General features: G+C 42.7%; 21 protein-coding genes, 1 other RNA gene and 1 other annotated feature. Of the genes, 18 read left to right on the forward strand and 4 right to left on the reverse strand.

Features of this window, described 5'->3' with window-relative positions; genetic code table 11:
- Positions 1 to 11: 11 nt before the first annotated feature.
- Positions 12 to 215 carry a hypothetical protein gene (locus A8F95_RS22805; RefSeq protein WP_141676206.1) on the reverse strand — a complete coding sequence of 68 codons (204 nt, stop codon included), beginning with the start codon at positions 213 to 215 and terminating at the stop codon, positions 12 to 14.
- Positions 216 to 248: 33 nt separating this feature from the next.
- Here A8F95_RS22805 and A8F95_RS01645 point away from each other — a divergent pair, with 33 nt between their 5' ends.
- The 6 genes from A8F95_RS01645 (at position 249) to dtd (ending at position 7,452) form a co-directional block, all read left to right on the forward strand.
- Positions 249 to 1,157: a cation diffusion facilitator family transporter gene (locus A8F95_RS01645; protein WP_065408947.1), complete on the forward strand. Its 909-nt coding sequence runs from the start codon at positions 249 to 251 to the stop codon at positions 1,155 to 1,157.
- A gap of 19 nt (positions 1,158 to 1,176) precedes the next feature.
- Positions 1,177 to 1,506: a LapA family protein gene (locus A8F95_RS01650; RefSeq protein WP_065408948.1), complete on the forward strand. Its 330-nt coding sequence runs from the start codon at positions 1,177 to 1,179 to the stop codon at positions 1,504 to 1,506.
- Positions 1,507 to 1,693: 187 nt separating this feature from the next.
- Positions 1,694 to 4,060, forward strand: coding sequence for a single-stranded-DNA-specific exonuclease RecJ (recJ, locus tag A8F95_RS01655; protein WP_065408949.1), 2,367 nt, complete (start codon positions 1,694 to 1,696; stop codon positions 4,058 to 4,060).
- Positions 4,051 to 4,566: an adenine phosphoribosyltransferase gene (locus tag A8F95_RS01660; protein WP_049663381.1), complete on the forward strand. Its 516-nt coding sequence runs from the start codon at positions 4,051 to 4,053 to the stop codon at positions 4,564 to 4,566. The genes recJ and A8F95_RS01660 overlap by 10 nt, the downstream gene beginning before the upstream one ends.
- A 235-nt stretch (positions 4,567 to 4,801) precedes the next feature.
- Positions 4,802 to 6,997: a RelA/SpoT family protein gene (locus A8F95_RS01665; protein ID WP_065408950.1), complete on the forward strand. Its 2,196-nt coding sequence runs from the start codon at positions 4,802 to 4,804 to the stop codon at positions 6,995 to 6,997.
- A 14-nt stretch (positions 6,998 to 7,011) separates the two neighbouring features.
- Positions 7,012 to 7,452, forward strand: coding sequence for a D-aminoacyl-tRNA deacylase (gene dtd / locus A8F95_RS01670; RefSeq protein WP_065408951.1), 441 nt, complete (start codon positions 7,012 to 7,014; stop codon positions 7,450 to 7,452).
- A gap of 62 nt (positions 7,453 to 7,514) precedes the next feature.
- Here the strand turns inward: dtd and A8F95_RS01675 are convergent, their stop codons facing one another.
- Positions 7,515 to 8,855 (reverse strand): N-acetylmuramoyl-L-alanine amidase family protein, encoded by a 1,341-nt coding sequence (locus A8F95_RS01675; RefSeq protein ID WP_065408952.1) that lies wholly within the window; start codon positions 8,853 to 8,855, stop codon positions 7,515 to 7,517.
- Between the two features lie 408 nt (positions 8,856 to 9,263).
- Positions 9,264 to 9,496: a binding site (T-box leader), on the forward strand.
- 67 nt (positions 9,497 to 9,563) lie between these two features.
- Between A8F95_RS01675 and hisS the strand changes: the two genes are divergently transcribed.
- The 10 genes from hisS to A8F95_RS01725 all read left to right on the forward strand — a co-directional run bounded on the left by hisS (position 9,564) and on the right by A8F95_RS01725 (position 17,884).
- Positions 9,564 to 10,841, forward strand: a complete 1,278-nt coding sequence (hisS, locus tag A8F95_RS01680) for a histidine--tRNA ligase (RefSeq protein WP_065408953.1) — start codon at positions 9,564 to 9,566, stop codon at positions 10,839 to 10,841.
- A complete protein-coding gene (aspS, locus tag A8F95_RS01685) occupies positions 10,842 to 12,617 on the forward strand; it encodes an aspartate--tRNA ligase (RefSeq protein WP_065408954.1) in 1,776 nt (591 codons plus the stop codon).
- A gap of 69 nt (positions 12,618 to 12,686) precedes the next feature.
- Positions 12,687 to 12,875, forward strand: a non-coding RNA gene (gene ssrS / locus A8F95_RS01690) — 6S RNA.
- 159 nt (positions 12,876 to 13,034) lie between these two features.
- The gene (locus A8F95_RS01695; protein WP_065408955.1) at positions 13,035 to 13,802 is read left to right on the forward strand and encodes a tRNA threonylcarbamoyladenosine dehydratase; all 768 of its coding nucleotides are present in this window, start codon (positions 13,035 to 13,037) and stop codon (positions 13,800 to 13,802) included.
- A gap of 47 nt (positions 13,803 to 13,849) precedes the next feature.
- Positions 13,850 to 13,984, forward strand: coding sequence for a YpzI family protein (locus A8F95_RS01700; RefSeq protein WP_065408956.1), 135 nt, complete (start codon positions 13,850 to 13,852; stop codon positions 13,982 to 13,984).
- 175 nt (positions 13,985 to 14,159) lie between these two features.
- Complete coding sequence (locus tag A8F95_RS01705; protein ID WP_065408957.1) at positions 14,160 to 14,936, forward strand: hypothetical protein; 777 nt, start codon at positions 14,160 to 14,162, stop codon at positions 14,934 to 14,936.
- A gap of 3 nt (positions 14,937 to 14,939) precedes the next feature.
- Complete coding sequence (locus A8F95_RS01710) at positions 14,940 to 15,323, forward strand: GntR family transcriptional regulator (protein ID WP_065408958.1); 384 nt, start codon at positions 14,940 to 14,942, stop codon at positions 15,321 to 15,323.
- The gene (locus tag A8F95_RS01715; protein WP_065408959.1) at positions 15,316 to 16,002 is read left to right on the forward strand and encodes an ABC transporter ATP-binding protein; all 687 of its coding nucleotides are present in this window, start codon (positions 15,316 to 15,318) and stop codon (positions 16,000 to 16,002) included. Before A8F95_RS01710 ends, A8F95_RS01715 begins: the two co-directional genes overlap by 8 nt.
- A 14-nt stretch (positions 16,003 to 16,016) precedes the next feature.
- Positions 16,017 to 16,937 (forward strand): ABC transporter ATP-binding protein, encoded by a 921-nt coding sequence (locus tag A8F95_RS01720; protein WP_065408960.1) that lies wholly within the window; start codon positions 16,017 to 16,019, stop codon positions 16,935 to 16,937.
- Positions 16,937 to 17,884, forward strand: a complete 948-nt coding sequence (locus A8F95_RS01725; protein WP_065408961.1) for an ABC transporter permease — start codon at positions 16,937 to 16,939, stop codon at positions 17,882 to 17,884. The genes A8F95_RS01720 and A8F95_RS01725 overlap by 1 nt, the downstream gene beginning before the upstream one ends.
- 59 nt (positions 17,885 to 17,943) lie before the next feature.
- On the opposite strand, the gene A8F95_RS01730 is transcribed toward A8F95_RS01725, so the two are convergent.
- Both A8F95_RS01730 and A8F95_RS01735 read right to left on the reverse strand, forming a co-directional pair.
- Positions 17,944 to 18,744: a DUF2935 domain-containing protein gene (locus A8F95_RS01730; RefSeq protein ID WP_065409427.1), complete on the reverse strand. Its 801-nt coding sequence runs from the start codon at positions 18,742 to 18,744 to the stop codon at positions 17,944 to 17,946.
- A 111-nt stretch (positions 18,745 to 18,855) separates the two neighbouring features.
- Positions 18,856 to 20,121 carry a replication-associated recombination protein A gene (locus A8F95_RS01735; RefSeq protein WP_065408962.1) on the reverse strand — a complete coding sequence of 422 codons (1,266 nt, stop codon included), beginning with the start codon at positions 20,119 to 20,121 and terminating at the stop codon, positions 18,856 to 18,858.
- Positions 20,122 to 20,275: 154 nt separating this feature from the next.
- Here A8F95_RS01735 and A8F95_RS01740 point away from each other — a divergent pair, with 154 nt between their 5' ends.
- Together A8F95_RS01740 and cymR are read left to right on the forward strand one after the other, a co-directional pair.
- On the forward strand, positions 20,276 to 20,953 hold the full coding sequence (locus A8F95_RS01740) for a YczE/YyaS/YitT family protein (protein ID WP_065408963.1): 678 nt from the start codon (positions 20,276 to 20,278) through the stop codon (positions 20,951 to 20,953).
- Positions 20,950 to 21,372, forward strand: a complete 423-nt coding sequence (gene cymR / locus A8F95_RS01745; protein WP_065408964.1) for a cysteine metabolism transcriptional regulator CymR — start codon at positions 20,950 to 20,952, stop codon at positions 21,370 to 21,372. The genes A8F95_RS01740 and cymR overlap by 4 nt, the downstream gene beginning before the upstream one ends.
- The last annotated feature ends 10 nt before the right edge of the window (positions 21,373 to 21,382 follow it).

Raw genomic sequence — 21,382 nt, forward strand, 5'->3', positions numbered from 1 at the left:
GGAGTCGTTTCTTAGACTCCGACAGAGGGAGCGAAATCAGCGTAAGCGCTAGCGCCTGCAGCTAGCCAAGGAAAGCGGAAACGGCCGCACGTTCCATTTGATTTCAAATTAAAAGCCTTTTGGCGTTTACGTTGTAGTAAACGCCAAAAGGCTTTTTTTATGGTTTCAATCAACGATACCGGTACTTTTTCATGAATCTTCAACGGATTGTTCATAATAACGGTAGAGAAAATGGAGGAGGCCGTCAGATGGAGAAAGAAGAAAGGTTTAAGAAAGCAGAGTTTGCGGCAATGGTTGGGATTGTGGGGAACATTTTTTTAGCGATTCTGAAAGGAATAGGCGGAATGATTGGGAACAGTCGGGCGCTCCTTGCAGATGCTGCCCATTCAGCTTCTGATGTGGCTGGTTCACTAGCTGTGTGGATTGGACTCCGGGCTGCCAAGCGCCCTCCAGATGAAGATCACCCGTATGGACACGGCAAGGCAGAATCTATTTCGGCGATTATCGTAGCCGTTTTGCTCATTCTTGTTGGTTTTGAAATTGGTATTTCGTCGGTAAGAGCTTTTTTTCAGGCAATCGAACCTCCAAAAGCGATTGCCGTTTACGCTGTTCTTTTTTCTATTATTGTCAAAGAAGCGATGTTTCAATATAAGTACCGTTTGGGAAAAAGAATAAAGAGTAATGCTTTAATTGCCAACGCTTATGAGCATCGTTCGGATGTGTATTCGTCTATCGCTGCACTCATTGGGATTGGGGCAGCCATGTTGGGTGGAAAACTGGGAATAGACTGGCTTATATACGCCGATCCAGTCGCCGGTCTTCTCGTTTCGCTGCTCGTGTTAAAGATCGCCTGGACAGTTGGCAAAGAATCGATTCACAATACGTTAGATCACGTTCTGCATGAAGAAGACACAGGAATCTTTAAAGAAGCTATTTTATCTGTTCCTGCTGTGAGAAAGATTAATTCCTTGTATGCCCGCGATCAAGGACACTATGTGATTATAGATTTAAAGATAGCAGTAGATCCTTTCATGACGGTGGAAGAAGGACATCGAGTCGGAAAGCAAGTTAAGAAGAAGCTGCTTGCCCTTCCTGATGTTCAAGATGCCTTTATTCACATTAACCCAGATCAACCGGATACAGAAGAAAAGAAATAGCTGAAAAGGAGGGGCCTGCATGAAAACACAATCGACCTTGCTGCTCGTTATTTTATTCGCTCTGATCGTAGCCGTGTTTGCCATTGTTAACGTTGATCCTGTAAGGGTAAACTATATATTGGGGCAAGCGGAGTGGCCGCTCGTTCTCGTCATTATGGCTTCAGTCCTAATGGGAGGCGTTATTACTTGGCTCGTCAGCCTGTTTCGTACAATTGGCTTGAAACGGCAAAATAACGTGCTTATTCATCAAATTGAAAAATTAAAAGAAGAATTGCACGATTTGAAACTAGAGAGACGGGAAAATCATAGCGTAGACCAAGTGAAACGGATGGCTCCTGACGGAAAGTAAGCGGCAACGGCATTCAACCTTTCAAACGGCCTGAAATGAAGATTTTAGGCCGTTTTTTTCTGCTTTCATACCGGTAAACGTACTCATGAATAGAGCAAAGGAGTTTCTTCTTTTTGAACGAAAATAAACGCCTACATTGAATCCCATTTTTTACTCCTGTATAATAGTAAGGCTGAGGGGTGACAGTATGTTAAAATCAAAAACCCGCTGGATCGTCCGAAATACAGACGAGAGAGTGCGGGATCAATTGGCAGAACAATTGGATATCAGCCCGCTGTTGGCCTCTTTGTTGATCAATAGAGGAATAACGGAGACGGATGCAGCGCGGAATTTTTTATATGATAAAGGAAATGAATTTCACGATCCGTTTTTGTTCAACGGAATGAAAGAAGCGAGCGATCGAATTCATCAGGCGATTGAACATGAAGAGCCTATTTTAATTTTTGGAGATTACGATGCAGATGGCGTCAGCAGTACGTCTGTCATGATGACGGTGTTAACAGATTTAGGAGCGAAGGTAGATTTTTATATTCCTAATCGCTTTACAGAAGGATACGGACCAAATGAGCCAGCTTTTCGTTTGGCGAAGGAACAGGGGTATCAGCTCATCATCACTGTAGATACGGGAATTGCGGCAGTGAAGGAAGCGGCTGTGGCCGCTGAGCTTGGCATGGATTTGATTATTACGGATCATCATGAGCCGGGCCCAGAGCTTCCGCAGGCATTAGCGATTATCCATCCAAAACTTCCGGGAGGGAACTATCCATTTCCTTATTTAGCGGGTGTTGGGGTGGCTTTTAAGGTGGCTCATGCGCTATACGGATACTTGCCAGAGCATTTGCTTGACTTAGCGGCGATTGGGACAATTGCAGATCTTGTTCCTTTAACAGGAGAAAACCGAACGATCGCTAAAGCGGGTCTTAAAAAGCTGCGGCAAACTTTGCGTCCAGGCATTGAGGCACTTTTACATTTAACTTCTACAAAGCCAGCTGCAGTAGATGAAGAAACTGTGGGCTTTATGATCGCTCCCCGTATTAACGCGGCAGGCCGTCTCGCTGATGCAGCTCCGGCCGTTGATTTAATGCTGACAAAAGATCGTACAGAGGCCAATGAGCTAGCTCAAGACATTGATGCGATGAACAAAGAGCGTCAAATGATTGTTTCAGAGATTGCTAAGGAAGCGATTGAGATGGTGGAAACACATTATCCGCCTGAAGCATATCCTGTTATCGTTGTCGGCAAAGAAAATTGGAATGCTGGTGTGATTGGCATTGTGGCTTCTAAATTGGTAGAGACGTTTTACCGGCCGGCTATCGTGCTTAGCTTTGATCCGGAAACAAACAAGGCAAAGGGATCAGCGAGAAGTATTGCAGGATTTGATTTATTTAAGAATTTATCTAAATGCCGAGAACTGCTTCCTCACTTCGGAGGCCATCCGATGGCAGCCGGAATGACATTAGAGTTATCCGATGTCGATGAGTTGAGAGAGCGGCTTTGTTCATTAGCGAAAGAACAGCTATCTGCTGAAGATTTCATCCCTGTTACCGAACTTGATGCCGTAGTGCCGCTGGAACAGGTAAGTCTGCCTGTTATTGAAGAGCTAAATATGCTGGCACCTTACGGAATGAGTAATCCGAAACCGCAAGTGCTGATCGAGAAAGTGGATTTTTCAACGATTCGTAAGATTGGTTCTGATAAAACGCATTTAAAGCTTCAATTGGAAAGCACTGGAGGTTCACTTGACAGCATTGGTTTTGGTCTTGGACACTATGCCGATCATATTGCGCCATTATCAAAAGTATCGGCTATTGGCGAGCTGTCTGTTAATGAATGGAACAATATTCGGAAGCCTCAATTATTTTTGAAAGATCTTCGGGTCGATCATTGGCAGTTATTTGACGTAAGGGGGCATCGGCAGTTTGAACGCTGGATCAGTGAAGTGCCAAAAGAACGCCTGTTCATTACTTTTAAAGAAGAGACAGCTGCTGAATTAAATTTAGAGAAATTTGATTCGGAGACGGTATATGTCAGCGGAAAAGAAGAAGCGGCGCAAATGTCGATCGATGGGAAAAATATTGTGTTAATTGATTTCCCCTTGGAGGAAGAAACAGTGAAAGCGTTGCTGCAAACGGGCTGTCCAGAACGTATTTATGCTCATTTTTATCAAAAGGACAGCCATTTTTTCAGCACCATGCCGACGAGAGAACATTTTAAATGGTTTTATGCTTTCTTGTTAAAGAGAAGAAGCTTTGACTTAAAAAAGCACGGTGATCAACTTGCTCACCATCGCGGCTGGTCGCGGGAAACGATTGATTTTATGTCACAAGTGTTTTTTGAACTTGACTTTGTTACAATAAATGAAGGAGTTATTTATTTAAATGGTCAAGCTCCTAAGCGGGATTTAAATGAATCCCCATCTTATCAAAATAAGAAAATGCAACTTGAACTGGAGAATCAGCTGCTCTATTCTTCGTGCCAAGAATTAAAGTCTTGGCTGGATAAGCATGTGAATGCCCCTGTTAATAATGAGGAGGAAGTTGAATCATGGATTTAAAACCGTATATTAAAATTGTACCGGATTGGCCAAAGCCGGGCATTAAATTTAAAGATATTACGCCGCTAATGGACAATGGCGAAGCTTTCCGCTACGCGACAGATCAAATTGTCGAATATGCTAAAGAAAGAAAAATTGATTTAATCGTCGGTCCTGAAGCCCGTGGCTTTATTGTCGGCTGTCCGGTCGCTTATGCGCTTGGCGTTGGCTTTGCTCCTGTACGTAAAGAAGGAAAGCTTCCACGCGAAACAGTGAAAGTAACCTATGGAAAAGAGTACGGAGACGACGTCTTGACAATTCATAAAGATGCGGTGAAACCAGGACAGCGTGTATTGATTACAGATGATCTGCTTGCTACAGGCGGTACGATTGAAGCGACCATTAAGCTCGTAGAACAACTTGGCGGGGTTGTAGCAGGCATTGCGTTCTTAGTGGAGCTTTCTTACCTAGATGGCCGCAGTAAATTAGATGGCTATGACGTATTAACATTAATTCCTTACGAATAAAATAAAAAATAGGCACTGTTGACAGTGCCTGTTTTTTTATACTTGCTTTGTTAAAAGAGGATTCATTTAACAAAATTCTGAAAATAAATTGAATATTTTCGACATTCTTTTTCATTTTCTTTAGAAAATGAGCAAGATATCTTTACATCTGCTTATTTTTTTTCGATAATAAGAACTATTAGAATCTTTTAGAAGGAACAAAAATATTTAATAGATGGCAAAGGTGAGTAAATATATGGCAAAAGATCGGGTATTGACTGCCGACGAAGTGATTGAGAAGGTGAGAGGCTATTTAAACGAAGAACACGTCAAACTCGTAGAAAAAGCCTATCAATACGCTAAGGAAGCGCATAAAGACCAGTATCGCAAATCAGGGGAGCCTTACATTATTCACCCGATTCAAGTTGCAGGGATACTGGCTGATTTAAAAATGGATCCGGCCACTGTAGCAGCCGGTTTTTTACATGATGTTGTGGAAGATACAGACATCACACTAGAAGATATGGAAGAAGCCTTTGGAAAAGAAGTCGCTATGCTTGTAGATGGTGTGACGAAGCTCGGAAAAATTAAATATAAATCCAAAGAAGAACAGCAGGCAGAAAATCATCGAAAAATGTTTGTAGCGATGGCGCAGGATATTCGCGTGATTTTAATTAAATTGGCAGACCGTTTACACAACATGCGGACATTAAAGCACCTTCCTCATGAAAAACAGCGGCGCATCGCGAACGAAACACTGGAAATTTTTGCACCGCTCGCTCACCGTTTAGGTATTTCAAAAATCAAATGGGAGTTAGAAGATATAGCTCTTCGTTATTTAAATCCCCAGCAATATTATCGAATTGTCAATTTAATGAAGCGCAAGCGTGCAGAGCGTGAGCAATACCTAGAGGAAGTCATTCATGATGTAAAAACACGCCTTGATGAAATTTCCATTAAAGCGGACCTGTCTGGAAGACCAAAGCATATTTACAGCATTTATCGTAAAATGGCCCTTCAGCATAAGCAATTTAACGAAATTTATGACTTGCTGGCTGTTCGGGTAATTGTGGACAGCATTAAAGATTGTTATGCGGTGCTCGGCATTATTCACACATGCTGGAAGCCAATGCCGGGACGGTTTAAGGACTATATCGCTATGCCAAAAACGAATATGTATCAATCGCTGCATACGACAGTAATCGGTCCAAAAGGGGACCCGCTCGAAGTGCAAATTCGTACGAAGGACATGCACAACATCGCTGAATACGGGGTAGCAGCTCATTGGGCATACAAAGAAGGAAAAACAGTTGATGACAAAGGTTCTTTTGATAAGAAATTGTCCTGGTTCCGCGAAATTATGGAGTATCAAAACGATTCTGCGGACGCAGAAGAGTTTATGGAATCATTGAAGATTGATTTCTTCTCTGACATGGTCTTTATTTTCACTCCAAAAGGAGATGTACTTGAACTTCCAAAAGGATCAGTGCCTCTTGATTTTGCCTACCGAATTCATTCAGAAATCGGCAATAAAACAATTGGTGCCAAAGTAAATGGAAAAATGGTTACACTTGATTATAAGCTTCAAACAGGGGACATCGTTGAAATCTTAACGTCCAAGCATTCATATGGTCCAAGCAAAGACTGGTTGAAAATGGCCCAGACCTCTCAGGCTAAAAATAAAATCAAACAATTTTTCAAGAAGCAAAACCGTGAAGAAAATGTGATTAAAGGCCGCGAACAAGTCGAAAGAGAAATTAAAAATATGGACTTTGATGTAAAGGAAGTCATCACGCCTGAAAACGTGAAGCGTGTCGCTGAGAAGTTTAATTTTGCTAATGAAGAGGATATGTATGCAGCTGTTGGATACAATGGCATCACAGCTTTGCAGGTCGTCAATCGTCTAACTGAAAAGCTGCGGAAAATGAGAGATCAAGAAGCCATTATAGAAGAATCTTTAAAAGATTTAAAACCGGCTTCTTCGCCATCGCATTCCAAGAAAAATTCGGGTGTGACTGTAAAAGGCATTGATAACTTGCTTATTCGTCTATCTCGCTGCTGTAATCCCGTGCCTGGAGACGAGATCGTCGGCTACATTACGAAAGGACGCGGAGTATCTGTCCACCGTGCCGATTGCCCAAATGTAAATGATGAAGAATCAACAGACCGTCTGATCGAGGTAGAGTGGGAGAGCGGTGCAGCCGATCAAAAAGAATACACAGTGGAAATTGAAATTTCTGGTTATGATCGTCAAGGCCTATTGAATGAAGTCTTGCAGGCTGTCAGTGAAACGAAAACAAATATATCTACTGTTTCTGGAAGATCGGATCGCAATAAAGTCGCAAAAATTGACATGGCCATCTATATTCACAATATAAGTCATTTGCACAAAGTAGTGGAACGTATTAAGCAAATTCCTGACATTTACTCCGTGCACAGAATTTTAAATTAAGGGTGTTTTAAAGAATGAGAGTTGTTTTACAAAGAAGCAAAGAGGCTTCTGTCACTGTAGAAGGAAAAATAGTAGGCCAAATTGACAGCGGCCTTGTTCTTCTCGTCGGTGTTACTCATGAGGACGGGGAAGCAGAAGCCGCTTATTTAGCCGAGAAAATTGTCCATTTGCGAATCTTTGAAGATGAAGAGGGAAAGATGAACCGTTCACTGCTTGACGTTGGAGGTTCTATTTTATCTGTTTCCCAATTTACTTTATACGGTGATTGCCGCAAAGGACGCCGCCCTAACTTTATGAACGCAGCCAAAGGAGAACAGGCTGAGAAAGTATACGATCGGTTTAATGAATTGCTTAGAGAAAAAGGCATCCATGTGGAAACCGGCGAATTCGGTGCGATGATGGATGTCGCTCTAATCAATGACGGCCCTGTCACTTTTATATTAGAAAGCAACTAAATGGCAATTAATTCAGCCATACTAAACAAGCAGCCTAATGATTATTAGGCTGCTTGTTTTGATTAATCGTTAAAATAAGAACTTAATCCGTTATAGACTCCGTTCGTGATTAATTCCTGATAAGGATTTGTCACAACGGCTGTTGCTTCCTGTGGATTGCTTAAGTAGCCTAGCTCCAGCAGAATAGCGGGCTGGCTATTCTCACGAAGAACATAATAATCACCGCGGCGGACACCGCGATTTTTCATAGGCAGCGACTGGTCAAGCTTATCATTTACATTTTTAGCGAGTTGTTTATGATTATTATGGTAATAATACGTAGTAAACCCGTTTGCGCCAACTTGATGAGTGCTATCGTAGTGAAGACTAATGAATGCGTCTGCATGGTGATATCTGGCTATAGCAACCCGTGAAGGAAGCGAGACATATTGATCGTCGGAACGAGTCAATATGACGTTTGCCCCAGCTTGACGAAGTTTATTGTATAGGCGATCAGCCGTTTTTAATGTGATAAACTTCTCAAATGTTCCTTGCATACCAGTCGTACCAGCATCAACGCCGCCATGTCCTGGATCTAAAATAATGGTTTTTCCTCGCAGCCCTGGAGTATGATTAGCAGCCGGCTCCGATGAAGAGCTTTCGGAACCAGCTTCTCCGTTGACGGACACGACCCAGCTAGCTACAAAAGCCTGTTGGCCGCTTGAAAGACTGATTTTATACCAATCACCAACTCGGGCATGAATAGGATAACGCTCTCCTTGTGATCCCCGTGCTACAATAGAAGAGGATGTACTGGCATCGGAACGAAGGTTTGTCCCATTGTATAAAATAACGGCAAAGCCATCCGCAGCCGCTTCATTTTTGCTAGCTGCTTGCTCTTGATCATTTGATGCTACTCGGACAAATTGCCGGCTGACCCAAGCAGCTTGTCCTTTGTACCGAATATGTACCCAGTCATTTTGCACTTTCTCAACAGGTACCTGATCGCCAATATGCAATTTGCCAATCACATCGGCCGACAGAGAAGGCTCATTGCGAACGTTTAAATCATCAGCCAAGACCGTTGCGGATCTGTTTGTTGAGATGCTTTTCACTTGTCCTTGCTCATCCCTTTGGAAGGAAGCCCCGGCTTTTTTGACAATATAACCAGCCACCCATCCTTTAGTTCCGTTTGCAAGCTGAATTTGGTACCAGTCGTATTTTTCCTTTAATATTGTATACCGCTTGCCGCGCTCGGCTTGTCCAACTAAGCTCGCAGACATGCTCGGTTCGCTGCGGACATTTGCTTTGTTTACGGCAATTTCTATTGTGTGCTGAGTTCCTTCCGCAGCAACCATAACAGTTGGTAAAAGGCTCAACAGCAAAGCAAAAGCCACTATTAAACTAAGTATCTTTCTTTCCATAATCCACCGCCTTCAAAATAAATAAATTCACGTCTTATTTTAGCATCTCTTTCACGAATTGGTGTTTCTTTCCCTCATTTTTCTGAAATTGAGAAAAAGGTCCGCCTTTTTAGGAAAAGGCAGACAAAAAGCCGAATATATGCGGAAAGTTGTGAAAAAGAAACTTGAATGCGCTCGTAAAGTTTTTTATAATAGGAACATTGATAGTATAACGAAAAGCGGAAGGCGCTCGATCAGCGCGATAGGAGGTTGGAGGAATGGCTGAAGGAGTCGTTCTTTGACTCCAGCAGACAGACCGAAACAGCCGTACGCGCTAGCGCCTGCAGCTGGACAGAGAAAAGCGGAAGGCGCTTGTTCAGCGCGATAGTGAATTGAAACTCCCGCTTTCCCTTTGTTAACAATTAAATGACAAGACCTATGATGGAGAAAAGTAATTAAGGATCGCACGTTCAGAGAGGAAAGGCCGTGGCTGAGAGCCGTTCCCGTCAGCACCATAATGAATGAACACTCCGGAGGTTTTCCTTTGAAAGAAGCGATGCTTTTAGTAGGAGGAAACGCGAACAGGCGTTAGCTGAAAAGTGAAAGCGGAGAATCCGTTTTAACTAGGGTGGTACCACGGGAAAAAAACTCTCGTCCCTTATTTCAGGGATGAAGAGTTTTTTTATTTGGAAAAAAACACCTGAAATTAGAATTGAAGGAGGAATAATCATGAGTGTCAACATTCCACGCGGTACGCAGGATATTTTACCTGGAACAGTAGAGAAGTGGCAGCACCTTGAGAGAATTGCTACCGACATTTGCCGAAATTATCAGTACAAAGAAATACGGACACCTATTTTTGAGCATACTGAATTGTTTCAGCGTGGTGTAGGGGATACGACGGATATTGTTCAAAAGGAAATGTACACATTTACGGATCGCGGAGGCCGTAGTTTAACTCTCCGTCCGGAAGGAACAGCGGCAGTCGTCCGTTCATTTGTAGAAAATAAAATGTTCGGTGATCCTAATCAGCCAGTGAAGCTGTACTATAAGGGCCCGATGTTCCGTTATGAACGCCCGCAGTCAGGACGTTACCGCCAGTTTGTGCAATTTGGCGTCGAAGCGATCGGCAGTGAAGATCCGGCAATTGATGCGGAAGTCATAGCGCTTGTTATGGACATTTATCGCACGGCAGGTTTGCGTAAAATTCAGCTTGTTGTGAATTCACTAGGTGACACAGAAAGCCGTGTAGCTCATAGAGAAGCGCTTATCCAGCATTTTCAGCCACGGATTGGCGAGTTTTGTGAAGACTGCCAAAGCCGCTTGGAGAAAAATCCGATGCGTATTTTGGATTGTAAGAAAGACCGTGATCACGAATTAATGAAATCGGCTCCGTCTATTCTCGATTACCTAAACGAGTATTCCCGTACATATTTTGAAAAAGTGCAGCAGTATTTATCAGCACTTGACATTGAGTTTGTAGTGGATCCAACGCTCGTTCGCGGACTTGATTACTATAATCACACTGCCTTTGAAATTATGAGCCAGGCAGAGGGATTTGGGGCGATTACGACGTTGTGCGGCGGTGGCCGCTATAATGGGCTCGTTAGCCAAATGGGCGGTCCGGACGTACCAGGCATCGGCTTTGCCTTTAGTATGGAAAGATTTCTTGCCGCGATGGAAGCGGAAAGCATTGAATGGGAAGAAACTAATCGTCTTGATTGTTACATCGCCTCTCTTGGAGATGAAGCAAGAGATTACACAGTAAAACTCGTTCATGATCTGCGAAAAGCGGGAATGAAAGCGGAACGCGATTACCAGAACCGGAAAATGAAAGCACAATTTAAAGCAGCAGACCGCCTGCAAGCAAAATTTGTGGCTATCCTTGGTGAGGATGAGCTAAAAGAAAATAAAATTACATTAAAAGATATGGAAACAGGTGAGCAGCAAGAAGTTATGCTTGAACACTTCGTTGATACATTACAGAAGAAGATGGAGGAAAAATAAATGTTTGGCAGATCGTATGAATGCGGAAAGATTTCAGAGCGGCAAATTGGAGAACAAGTAACATTAAAAGGCTGGGTGCAGCGTCGTAGAGATTTAGGTGGAGTTATCTTTATCGATCTTCGCGACCGTACGGGCATTGTACAAATCGTATTTGATTCTGAAACGTCTGCGGAAGCACTGGCAATAGCAGAAAAAATCCGGAATGAATATGTATTAGATATTCAAGGAACCGTTATTGCTCGTGATGAGAGCACAGTGAATGAAAATATTGAGACTGGAAAAATTGAAATTCAAGTAAATGAAGTGACGATTTTAAGCGAGGCAAAGACGCCTCCGTTCCCAATTGAAGATACAACAGAAGTATCAGAGGATATTCGCTTAAAATATCGCTATATGGATTTACGCCGTCCAGTTATGTATGAAACATTTAAAATGCGCAGTGATATTACTAAAACCGTTCGTGACTACCTCGATGAAGAAGGATTCCTTGATGTTGAAACACCGATTTTAACGAAGAGTACACCAGAGGGAGCGCGCGATTATTTAGTACCGAGCCGTGTGCATGGCGGAGAATTCTATGCGCTACCGCAATCGCCGCAAATTTTCAAGCAATTATTAATGGTATCTGGCTTTGATCGTTATTATCAAATTGCCCGCTGTTTCCGTGATGAAGATTTACGTGCAGATCGTCAGCCAGAATTTACACAAATCGATATTGAAGCAAGCTTTATGAGCCAAGAAGATATTATGGCTATGGCAGAGGAAATGCTGAAGCGTGTTATGAAACGCGTAAAGGGCGTTGAAATAACTGATGCATTCCCGCGCATAACGTATGATGAAGCGATGAGCCGTTTCGGTTCTGACAAACCAGATACTCGCTTTGGTATGGAATTAGTGGATGTATCAGAGCAAGTAAAGGGTTCAGGCTTTAAAGTATTCGCTGGTGCTGTTGAGAGCGGCGGACAAGTGAAGCTGATCAATGTGAAGAATGGCGGCACGACCTACTCCCGTAAAGATATCGATGCCTTGACAGAGTTTGCTGCTATTTATGGAGCAAAAGGGCTTGCTTGGATGAAAGTAGAAGCAGACGGCTTGAAAGGGCCAATCGCTAAATTCTTCTCTGAAGAAGAGCAAAACGGCCTGATTTCTTCTGCTGAAGCAGAAGCAGGAGACTTACTGCTATTTGTAGCAGATAAAAAATCAGTCGTAGCGGATGCGCTTGGAGCACTTCGTCTGAAGCTTGGAAAAGATCTTGGGTTAATCGATGAAAATAAATTCAACTTCCTTTGGGTAACAGATTGGCCGCTTCTTGAATATGATGAAGATGCAAAACGCTATTTTGCTGCTCACCATCCATTTACAATGCCAGTTCGTGACGATCTGCCGCTTCTAAACGATGAGCCAGAAAAAGTACGGGCGCAAGCTTATGATATCGTGTTAAATGGATATGAACTCGGTGGCGGTTCTATTCGGATTTTCGAGCGTGATATTCAAGAAAAAATGTTTGAAGTGCTAGGCTTTACACCAGAAGAAGCAAAAGAGCAATTTGGCTTCTTGCTTGATGCGTTTGAATATGGAACACCTCCACATGGCGGGATTGCGCTCGGACTCGACCGGATGGTTATGCTGCTGTCAGGCCGTACAAACCTGCGCGATACGATTGCTTTCCCGAAAACAGCAAGTGCAAGCGATCTATTAATGGATGCTCCAAGTGAAGTAAGCTCCGGTCAGCTGGAAGAATTGCATTTAGCTATTCGTCAAACAGCGAAAAAGTAAATTTTAAATATTTAGACAATTGAAAGTTGAAAACGATATTTGCGTATGTTATGATAGTTTCAACGAAGGGAAGTCCTGATGTGTCCGTTTATTTTCACTATCTGTTTTGACCGAACAATGTATGTTACGGGAGCTCGGGTTTGTAAATGGCGTACACGCCTCCCTTGCGAGGACTTACAAAGTTTACTGCAGGGCACCCACCTGCCTAGAGCGGGTTCAAAACATATAGATTCATAGGACGGCACGATCGGGATTTCCCCTCTATATCTAATATCATTTACAGTCTCTTGTCACAAGAGACTGTTTTTTTATTGGAGAAAATGGGGAAAACATTGAATGAACGATTATTTTCAAGTAAGATTAATCCTATCTGAAAAGATAACAATATATTATTAATGTTATGGAGTGATCCTATTCATGCTGCATCAATTTTCAAGAAATGAACTTGCCTTTGGACAAGAAGGGCTCGATATTTTAAAAAATAGTACAGTGGCCATCCTCGGTATTGGCGGCGTTGGCTCATTTTCCGTTGAAGCGCTCGCTCGTTCAGGTGTGGGACGGCTTGTGCTTGTAGATAAAGATACGATTGACATTACGAATGTTAATCGCCAGCTGCCTGCTTTACTGTCAACCGTTGGACAGCCAAAAGCAGAGGTAATGAAGCAGCGCATTGCAGATATTAACCCGGAGTGTGAAGTGATTACACTAAATATGTTTTACACAGAAGAAACATACGAAGACTTTTTTCAATATGATTTGGATTTTGTAGTGGATGCCTCTGATACGATTTCTTATAAAATACATTTAATGAAAGAGTGTCTGAAGCGCAATATCCCGATTATTTCCAGCATGGGAGCAGCTAATAAAATGGACCCAACCCGTTTTCAAATTGCGGATATTTCGAAGACTCACACAGACCCTATTGCGAAAGTGATTCGCACCCGCTTACGAAAAGAAGGCATTCGCAAAGGCATCCCAGTCGTATTTTCCGATGAGAGTCCCATTGTTATTCGCGAAGATGTACGTAAAGTGGTTGGCAACGATCAAGCAGAAATTCGTAAAGCGAAAATGCCGCCATCTTCCAATGCCTTTGTTCCATCAGTTTGCGGATTGATTATGGCGAGCTACGTCGTTAGAGAATTATTAAAGGACATTAAAATCACTCGGGTAAAAGATGAAAAGTGAGTATAAACCTTTCCCTCTTGGAAACGTTATAATTAGAGGTGATCAAGATGGGAAAAGACCGGCAAGAAAAAAAGCTTAGAAGCCAGAAGAAAGTGGAATCCGACCGTGATCAATCCTTGCATTTCGGAGGCGCTACACGGTATGAAAAGCCCGGAGAAGCTGGCAAAAGCATAAATGAATAATCGCAAGCAAGCTCTCTCCTTTAATCAGGAGAGAGCTTTTTACTAATAATTGAGCAGCCGCCTGAAGAGATGGGCGGCTTTCTTATTTGTTGGAAAAAATAAGAAATGTTGTTGACATGAGAAGTTGTTCTAGTGTACTATCTAACTAGAACACCAGTACACGGAGGGATTCTATATGTTTCCAGGATTATTAAGGAAAGATTTTTTACTTATTAAGAACTATGCTTGGCTGTGGCTCATTCTTGTTTTAGCGGTATACGGCTGTGGGCTTGCTGTAGCGGCTTATTACGGAGAATTTTTTCTTGTTTTTCCGTTTCTCTTTTTTATTTATTTTTTTCACGTAGCACTTTTGCCAATTACAGAAATGATTTTGCTTAAAGCTGAGGAAAAAGGGCAGTATTGGCTGCATAGTACAGCGGGCGGTGTGAAGTTATTGCTCTCAAAGATTCTCGTGTCCCTTTTCCTTTTCATCATTTCTTTAATACTTGCGGATGTTCTAGCGCTCATCTCGTTAAACATTGCTTTGCCACAGGGCTTTATTAATACTCCAGAAGGCGAAATACCCTATAAAGAAGGATTTTTATTAAATATAGGTCTGACGGCAGGAGCTTTATATTTTACCATTTGGGGATTGTTTCTTTGGGCGGTCTACCATTCACTCAATGCTTATCCGTTCATAAAAAAAATAAGATGGGGCGTTGTGATTGCTGTCTATCTCTTCTTTCAATGGATCACGGCAAAGCTGCTGCAAATTCCATTCATTCAAAAATGGTTTGCCAGCTGGACAGTCAATATTAGTGAATCCGGAACGAGGGCATGGGGAATAGGGGGAATGCATTTTTCAATAGAAAACGGTGATATTCAAATATGGCCGATCATTCTTTCCATACTCTTTCATATTGCGTTATTTTTAGCTGCTGCCTGGCTGCTCAATCGAAAAGTAGAGGTGTAAAACATGACAGAAGAATTTCAAACATCCAAACCGATCTACCGCCAGATTGCTGACCGGATTATCCAGCAATTTGTCCGTGGTGAGATCAGCCCGGGTGAGAAGCTGCCATCTGTGAGAGAGATGGCCATTCAGTCCGGGGTGAATCCAAATACTATTCAACGAACATATGGGGAGCTAGAGCGTATGGGAGTAGTAGAAACAAAAAGAGGGCAGGGAACGTTTATGACGGAACAAATAGAGATGAAAAGGCAGTTAAGAACAGAAATTCAGCGAGAAATGATTGAGATGTTTATACAAAATATGCGAGGTATTGGTGTGGAGGACAGAGAGATCACGGAAGCGGTCGAACAGGCTTTAATGGGGAAGGGGAGGGCTGAAAATGATTGAATTGAGAAATGTGACGAAGGAATATGGAAAGCGAAAAGCATTGCATGACATTAATTTGCGCTTTGAAACAGGCAAGATATATGGCATCCTCGGACCAAACGGAAGTGGGAAATCTACTATGATGAAAATGGCGGCAGGTCTCGTGTTTCCATCAAAAGGTGAAATCATGATTAACGGCCGGCTAGTAGATCGCCATATTGCCCGGGATGTTGCTTATCTATCGAGCGAAGGAATGCTCTATCCCAGCTTAACTGTGGAGCAAATGATTCAATTTTTTGCTTCCCAGTACGAAGACTTTTCTATGAACAAAGCGGAAGAGCTGCTTGAATTTATGAGCCTTGAGCGTCATCAAAAAACAGCAAAATTATCAAAAGGACAGCAAGGGCGCTTGAAATTATTGCTTGTCTTATCACGTGAAGCGCCTGTTCTTTTGCTGGATGAGCCGTTTCTTGGGCTCGATCCGATGGTAAGAGACACAATCGTGAAAGGGCTCGTTTCTTTTATTGACTTTGGGAAGCAGACAGTGATCATTACGACTCATGAAATTACGGAGATTGAGCCAGTGCTCGAGGAAGCCATTATTTTAGACGAGGGCCGGGTGCATGCTCGCTGCCATGTGGAAGCACTCCGTGAGGAAGAAGGCTTATCGGTGCTCCAGTGGCTAAAAAGTAATTATTAAAAGGGGACTCGACTATGACTGCGTTAGTAGAATTGAAAGAGGTTTCGAAAATGATTAAAGGAAAGAAAATTATCGATTCGCTAAGCTTTACCATCCGAGCCGGTGAGGTCTTTGGATTTCTCGGTCCAAATGGTGCGGGAAAAACGACAACCATCCGGATGATGGTTGGACTGATGAAGCTGACGGAAGGAGATATTGTCATTTGCGGACACAGTATTCAAAAGGATTTTGAAAAAGCTGTTCGCCACATTGGAGCCATTGTCGAAAACCCGGAGATGTATAAATTTTTAACAGGCTATCAAAATTTGCAGCAGTATGCCCGTATGCAAAAAGGCATCACGAAAGAGAGAATTGATGAAGTCGTTCAGCTTGTCGGGCTTAGTGACCGTATTCACGATAAAGTGAAAACCTATTCACTCGGTATGCGCCAGCGTCTAGGCATCGCTCAATCATTGCTGCACGGCCCGAAAATTTTAATCCTAGATGAACCAACAAATGGACTCGATCCCGCAGGCATTAAAGAAATACGCCAATATATTCGTGATTTAGCAGAAAAGGAAGGGATGGCTGTTATCGTATCAAGCCATCTGCTATCAGAGATGGAAATGATGTGTGATCGGATTGGCATTATTCAAAAAGGCCGGCTCATTCATGTTCAATCAGTCCGTGATTGGATGAACGATGGCCGTGAAGCTTACTCGATTGAAGTAGACCATGCAGATACAGCTGCTAAGTTAACGACGGCTTCGTTCCCGGATATTCGCGTTAAAATAGCAGGCAAAAGTCTATCTGTTGAAGCAGACAAAGAGCAAATTCCTGACTTGGTCCGCTTACTCGCCTCTAAGAATATAAGAGTCTATGAAGTCAAACTGTTATCTAAAACGTTAGAAGAAAGATTTTTAGAAATAACTGAAAAACAGGGGGCGGTGAGCTGATGATCCGTTTAATTCAAAATGAATGGATTAAAATTTTCAAGCGGCCAGGCACGTATGTCATGATTGGCCTTCTCATTCTGATGGCTTGTACGTTTGCTGGATTTACAAAGTACGATGAAAACAGACAAAAAGAACCGGCTAGCTGGCAGCGAGTTGTGCAAGCAGAGAATGCAGCTTATGAAAAAGAAATGACAGAAGGCACTCACTTGTCAAAAGACCATAAAGACTATTTACAAGAACAAATAAAGATCAATGAGTATCGACTTGAACATAATCTGCCGGCTGATACGAAAATGACCACGTGGTCTTTTATTGAAGAAAACAGTCAATTACTCAGCTTGGCCGGTTTGTTTATGATTATTATTGCTGCTGGGATCGTGGCCGGCGAATACACGTGGGGAACAGTAAAAATGCTTTTAATCCGTCCCATCAGCCGTCCGAAAATTCTTTTCTCTAAATATGCAGCCGTTGTCCTGTTCGGACTGTTTATGATTTCAGTGTTGTTCATTGTATCTGCTTTAATTGGCGCTGTTCTCTTTGGCTCCTCTGAAACTTCTGTGCATTTTGCATACGAAGGTGGGAAAGTGGTGGAGCAAAATATGTTTTTATATTTGCTTAAAATTTATTTGATGAAGTCAGTGGATGTGTTTATGCTCGCGACGATGGCCTTTATGATTTCAGCCGTTTTCCGCAGCAGCTCTCTTGCTATCGGTATCTCACTATTTTTACTATTCATCGGTACAAATGTTACGATGCTCATCGCTATGAAATATGAATGGGCAAAATATTTATTATTTGCGAATACAAACTTGCTGCAATATGAAAATGGGCAAACGCTAGTAGACGGTATGACGCTTGGATTTTCACTGGCTATGCTTGCGGTTTACTATGTTGTCTTTCAACTGCTTGCCTTTGTTACCTTTACAAAGAGAGATGTCGCTGCTTAACCGCTTGCATATGAATAACAAAAAGCTGCTGAGGTGAAAAATCAGCAGCTTTTCTATCGTTAATCCTGTAGCCGTGGTTTTGCAGGATTACAGTTCGGTGCTTGAAGGTCAGTTGATTCAGCGAGTTTCATTAAATAGTAGCATTCTTCTCTCATCATATGATCAGCCATAAGCGGCGCAAATGTTCCCAATGCTTCCTTACTTAATCTTAATTCTTCAATTTCTTGAAGAAAGCTCATAAATAGCTTGATTTGAAGGGAGGTATCTTCGTTAAATCGTGCTAAAGCAGGGAAGGAAGATAGGTTCGTCCGTAAAAAGCCGGTCATTTCTACTGCCTTTAAGTAAAAAGCTTCGAAATCTTTTGTAAAGCTATTACTTTTTTGTTTTATTTTCTTTTCAACTTGGTCCATATTATCGGATATGGCACCGGCATGGCCAGCTGCATCCATTAGCCAAAGCAAATGGTGGTGAAGTGCATGATAAACAGGTGGAATCTTTCCTTCTTTCAAGTCATTTAATAACCGCCTATACTCATCGAGTTCATTCACCATATGATTGATAAACGTTGGTCCCAGATGGATAGACACCTTTCCGATCAGGTGTCTGCGTATAAGATCGAGTTTAAAGGCCCTTAGTTTTTGGGTTTCTTCATCAGCCAGTCTGCTAAGAGCCACTAAATGACTTTGCTCAACCGCCACACTTTCGAGCAGTTGATCAAAGGTTTGGATGAAATAACGAGCCAGCTCGATGTCTCGCTGTTCTTGGGGAGCAAGCGAATCATGAATAAACCGGGCGTGGTCGCCTAATACTTGCAGCCAAAATGCATGTTCAAACGCGGCTGTTTCCTCGTAGGTTCTCATCATGTAACCTCTCCTTTTCCGATACTCTTATCATTTTATCGGAAGGAACAAGGTTGTATGACAAGTTTAAAAGGAGAAGAGCTACCTGTGCATCTTCTCCTTTTTTGAGAGTTACTTTCCCTTTTCAATCTTTGCATAAATGCCCGATAAAGCTTGTTCAAACTTTCCGGTTTGCTTCGGTTCATAATACCGTTTATTCTTTAATCTATCTGGAAGGTATTGTTGTTTCACCCAGCCGCTGTCATAGTTATGTGGATACTTATATTCAAGGCCGCGGCCAAGTTCTTTAGCGCCTGTATAATGGGCGTCTTTTAAGTGATCGGGCACGTCACCGCTTTTACCGGCACGGATATCAGAGAGGGCTGCATCAATTGCTGTAATTGCTGTATTGGACTTGGGCGACAAGCAAAGTTCGATAACGGCTGCCGCAAGAGGAATACGGGCTTCCGGAAATCCAATCTTTTCTGCAGTTTGCACAGCAGCTAGTGTTCGCTGTCCAGCTTGAGGGCTGGCAAGGCCAACGTCTTCGTAGGCCGTAACAAGCAGTCTTCTCGCTATGCTAGGCAAGTCACCGGCTTCGATTAAGCGTGCAAGGTAATGAAGAGCAGCGTTCACATCACTGCCGCGAATTGATTTTTGAAAGGCGCTAATAACATCATAATGGGCATCACCATCTTTGTCGTGAGAAAAGCTTTTCTTTTGCAAACATTCTTCTGCTATTTCACGAGTGATAACAATTACGTTCTCTTCATTAGGAGGTGTAGACAAAACGGCGAGCTCTAGTGCATTTAACGAGCTGCGCACATCACCGCCGCTTGCTAGGGAGAAATGCTGAAGGGCGCTTTCTTCTATTTTTGTATGATAATGGCCGAGGCCCCGTTCCTTATCCTGCAGAGCCCGGTTCAGAGTGTCTTCAATTTCTGTCGGTGTCAGCGGTTTTAGCTCGAAAATTTGACAGCGGCTGCGGATCGCCGGATTAATAGCGTGATAAGGATTGCTCGTTGTCGCCCCGATTAACGTAATTGCTCCATTTTCTAAAAAAGGAAGCAGAAAATCTTGCTTTCCCTTATCCAGCCGATGAACTTCATCAAGAAGCAGGATCACTTTTCCTGACATTTTGGCTTCCGCCGCGACAATTTCCATATCTTTCTTGTTGCTTGTTACTGCATTCAATGTGCGGAAGGCATATTTTGTACTGCCAGCGATTGCGCTGGCAATGGATGTTTTGCCAATGCCCGGAGGACCATATAAAATCATGGAAGACAGTTGTTTAGCTGCCACCATACGCTCGATAATTTTTCCGCGGCCGACTAAGTGCTGCTGGCCGACAACTTCCTCAATTGTTCGTGGACGCATCCGAAAAGCTAGTGGTTTCATGCCTATTCCTCATTTCTTGTTTCAATTCTTTTCTTCACTGTATCATAGGAAATGAAAGTAGAGCATGTTTTTTGACCTGAATTCTATGATATAATAGCAAAAGCTGACTATAGTAAAGGTAATGAAGCAGTCCATTCAATAAGGGGAAAAATGGATGAAAAAAGAGAAGATAAGCAAACAGGGGAATATTGTGATCCGGCTAATCATTTTTACAATTGGCCTTTTATTTATGTCTCTCGGAATCGTGCTATTAATTCGCGCTAACCTTGGCGCAACACCTTGGGATGCCCTTCATGTAGGGTTATATGAACAAATTGGACTGACGGTTGGCACATGGTCGGTGCTCGTCGGTTTTTTGATTTTAGGAGCCGCTTCTTTTTACTTGCGGGAATGGCCGCAAGTGGGCGCTTATTTAAATATGGTGCTTGTTGGTGTTTTTATTGATTTCTTTTTGTGGATGCCTATTATCACAACGCCTCACAGCTTCATTGGGAAGCTCGTCATGTTTGTCGTGGGAATTTTCGTGATGGCTTATGGGATGTCTTTTTATATTTCCGCCCAGCTTGGCGCCGGACCGCGGGACAGTTTTATGCTGGCTGTAATGAAAAAGACAGGCTGGAAAGTATCCAGCATCCGGAGAGGAATGGAGTTTATTGTATTGGCCATTGCCTGGCTGATCGGCGGACCCGTTCATTTCGGCACGTTTCTATTTAGCTTGTTAATGGGAACGGCTGTCGGAGTTTCATTGCCGCAATGCCAGCGTTTTTCGGATATACTAATAAACAGAGTAAATGAATGGAAAAAAGATCATAACCAGGGGGTAAATATATGAGAATTTCAACTAAAGGAAGATACGGATTAACGATTATGATTGAATTGGCAAAACGACATGGCGAAGGTCCAACTTCGTTAAGAGTCATTGCGGGTGCCCATAACTTATCTGAACATTATCTTGAACAGTTAATTGCACCGCTTCGTAATTCTGGGCTTGTTCGCAGTATCCGCGGAGCTTATGGCGGATATGTACTTGGAAGAGAGCCGGAGACCATTACAGCCGGAGACATTATTCGCGTTCTCGAAGGACCAATCAGTCTCGTAGAAGGGATTGAAGATGAAGAGCCGGCGAAACGTGAATTATGGATTAGAATTAGCGATGCGATTAAAGGTGTGCTTGAAAATACAACGCTCGAAGATTTAGCAAAGCATACGGATGATAACGGACAATCCGACGCTTACATGTTCTATATATAAGGAGAGATCA

The sequence above is a fragment of the Pseudobacillus wudalianchiensis genome (assembly GCF_001685015.1).
Classification (GTDB): Bacteria; Bacillota; Bacilli; order Bacillales; family Domibacillaceae; genus Pseudobacillus; species Pseudobacillus wudalianchiensis.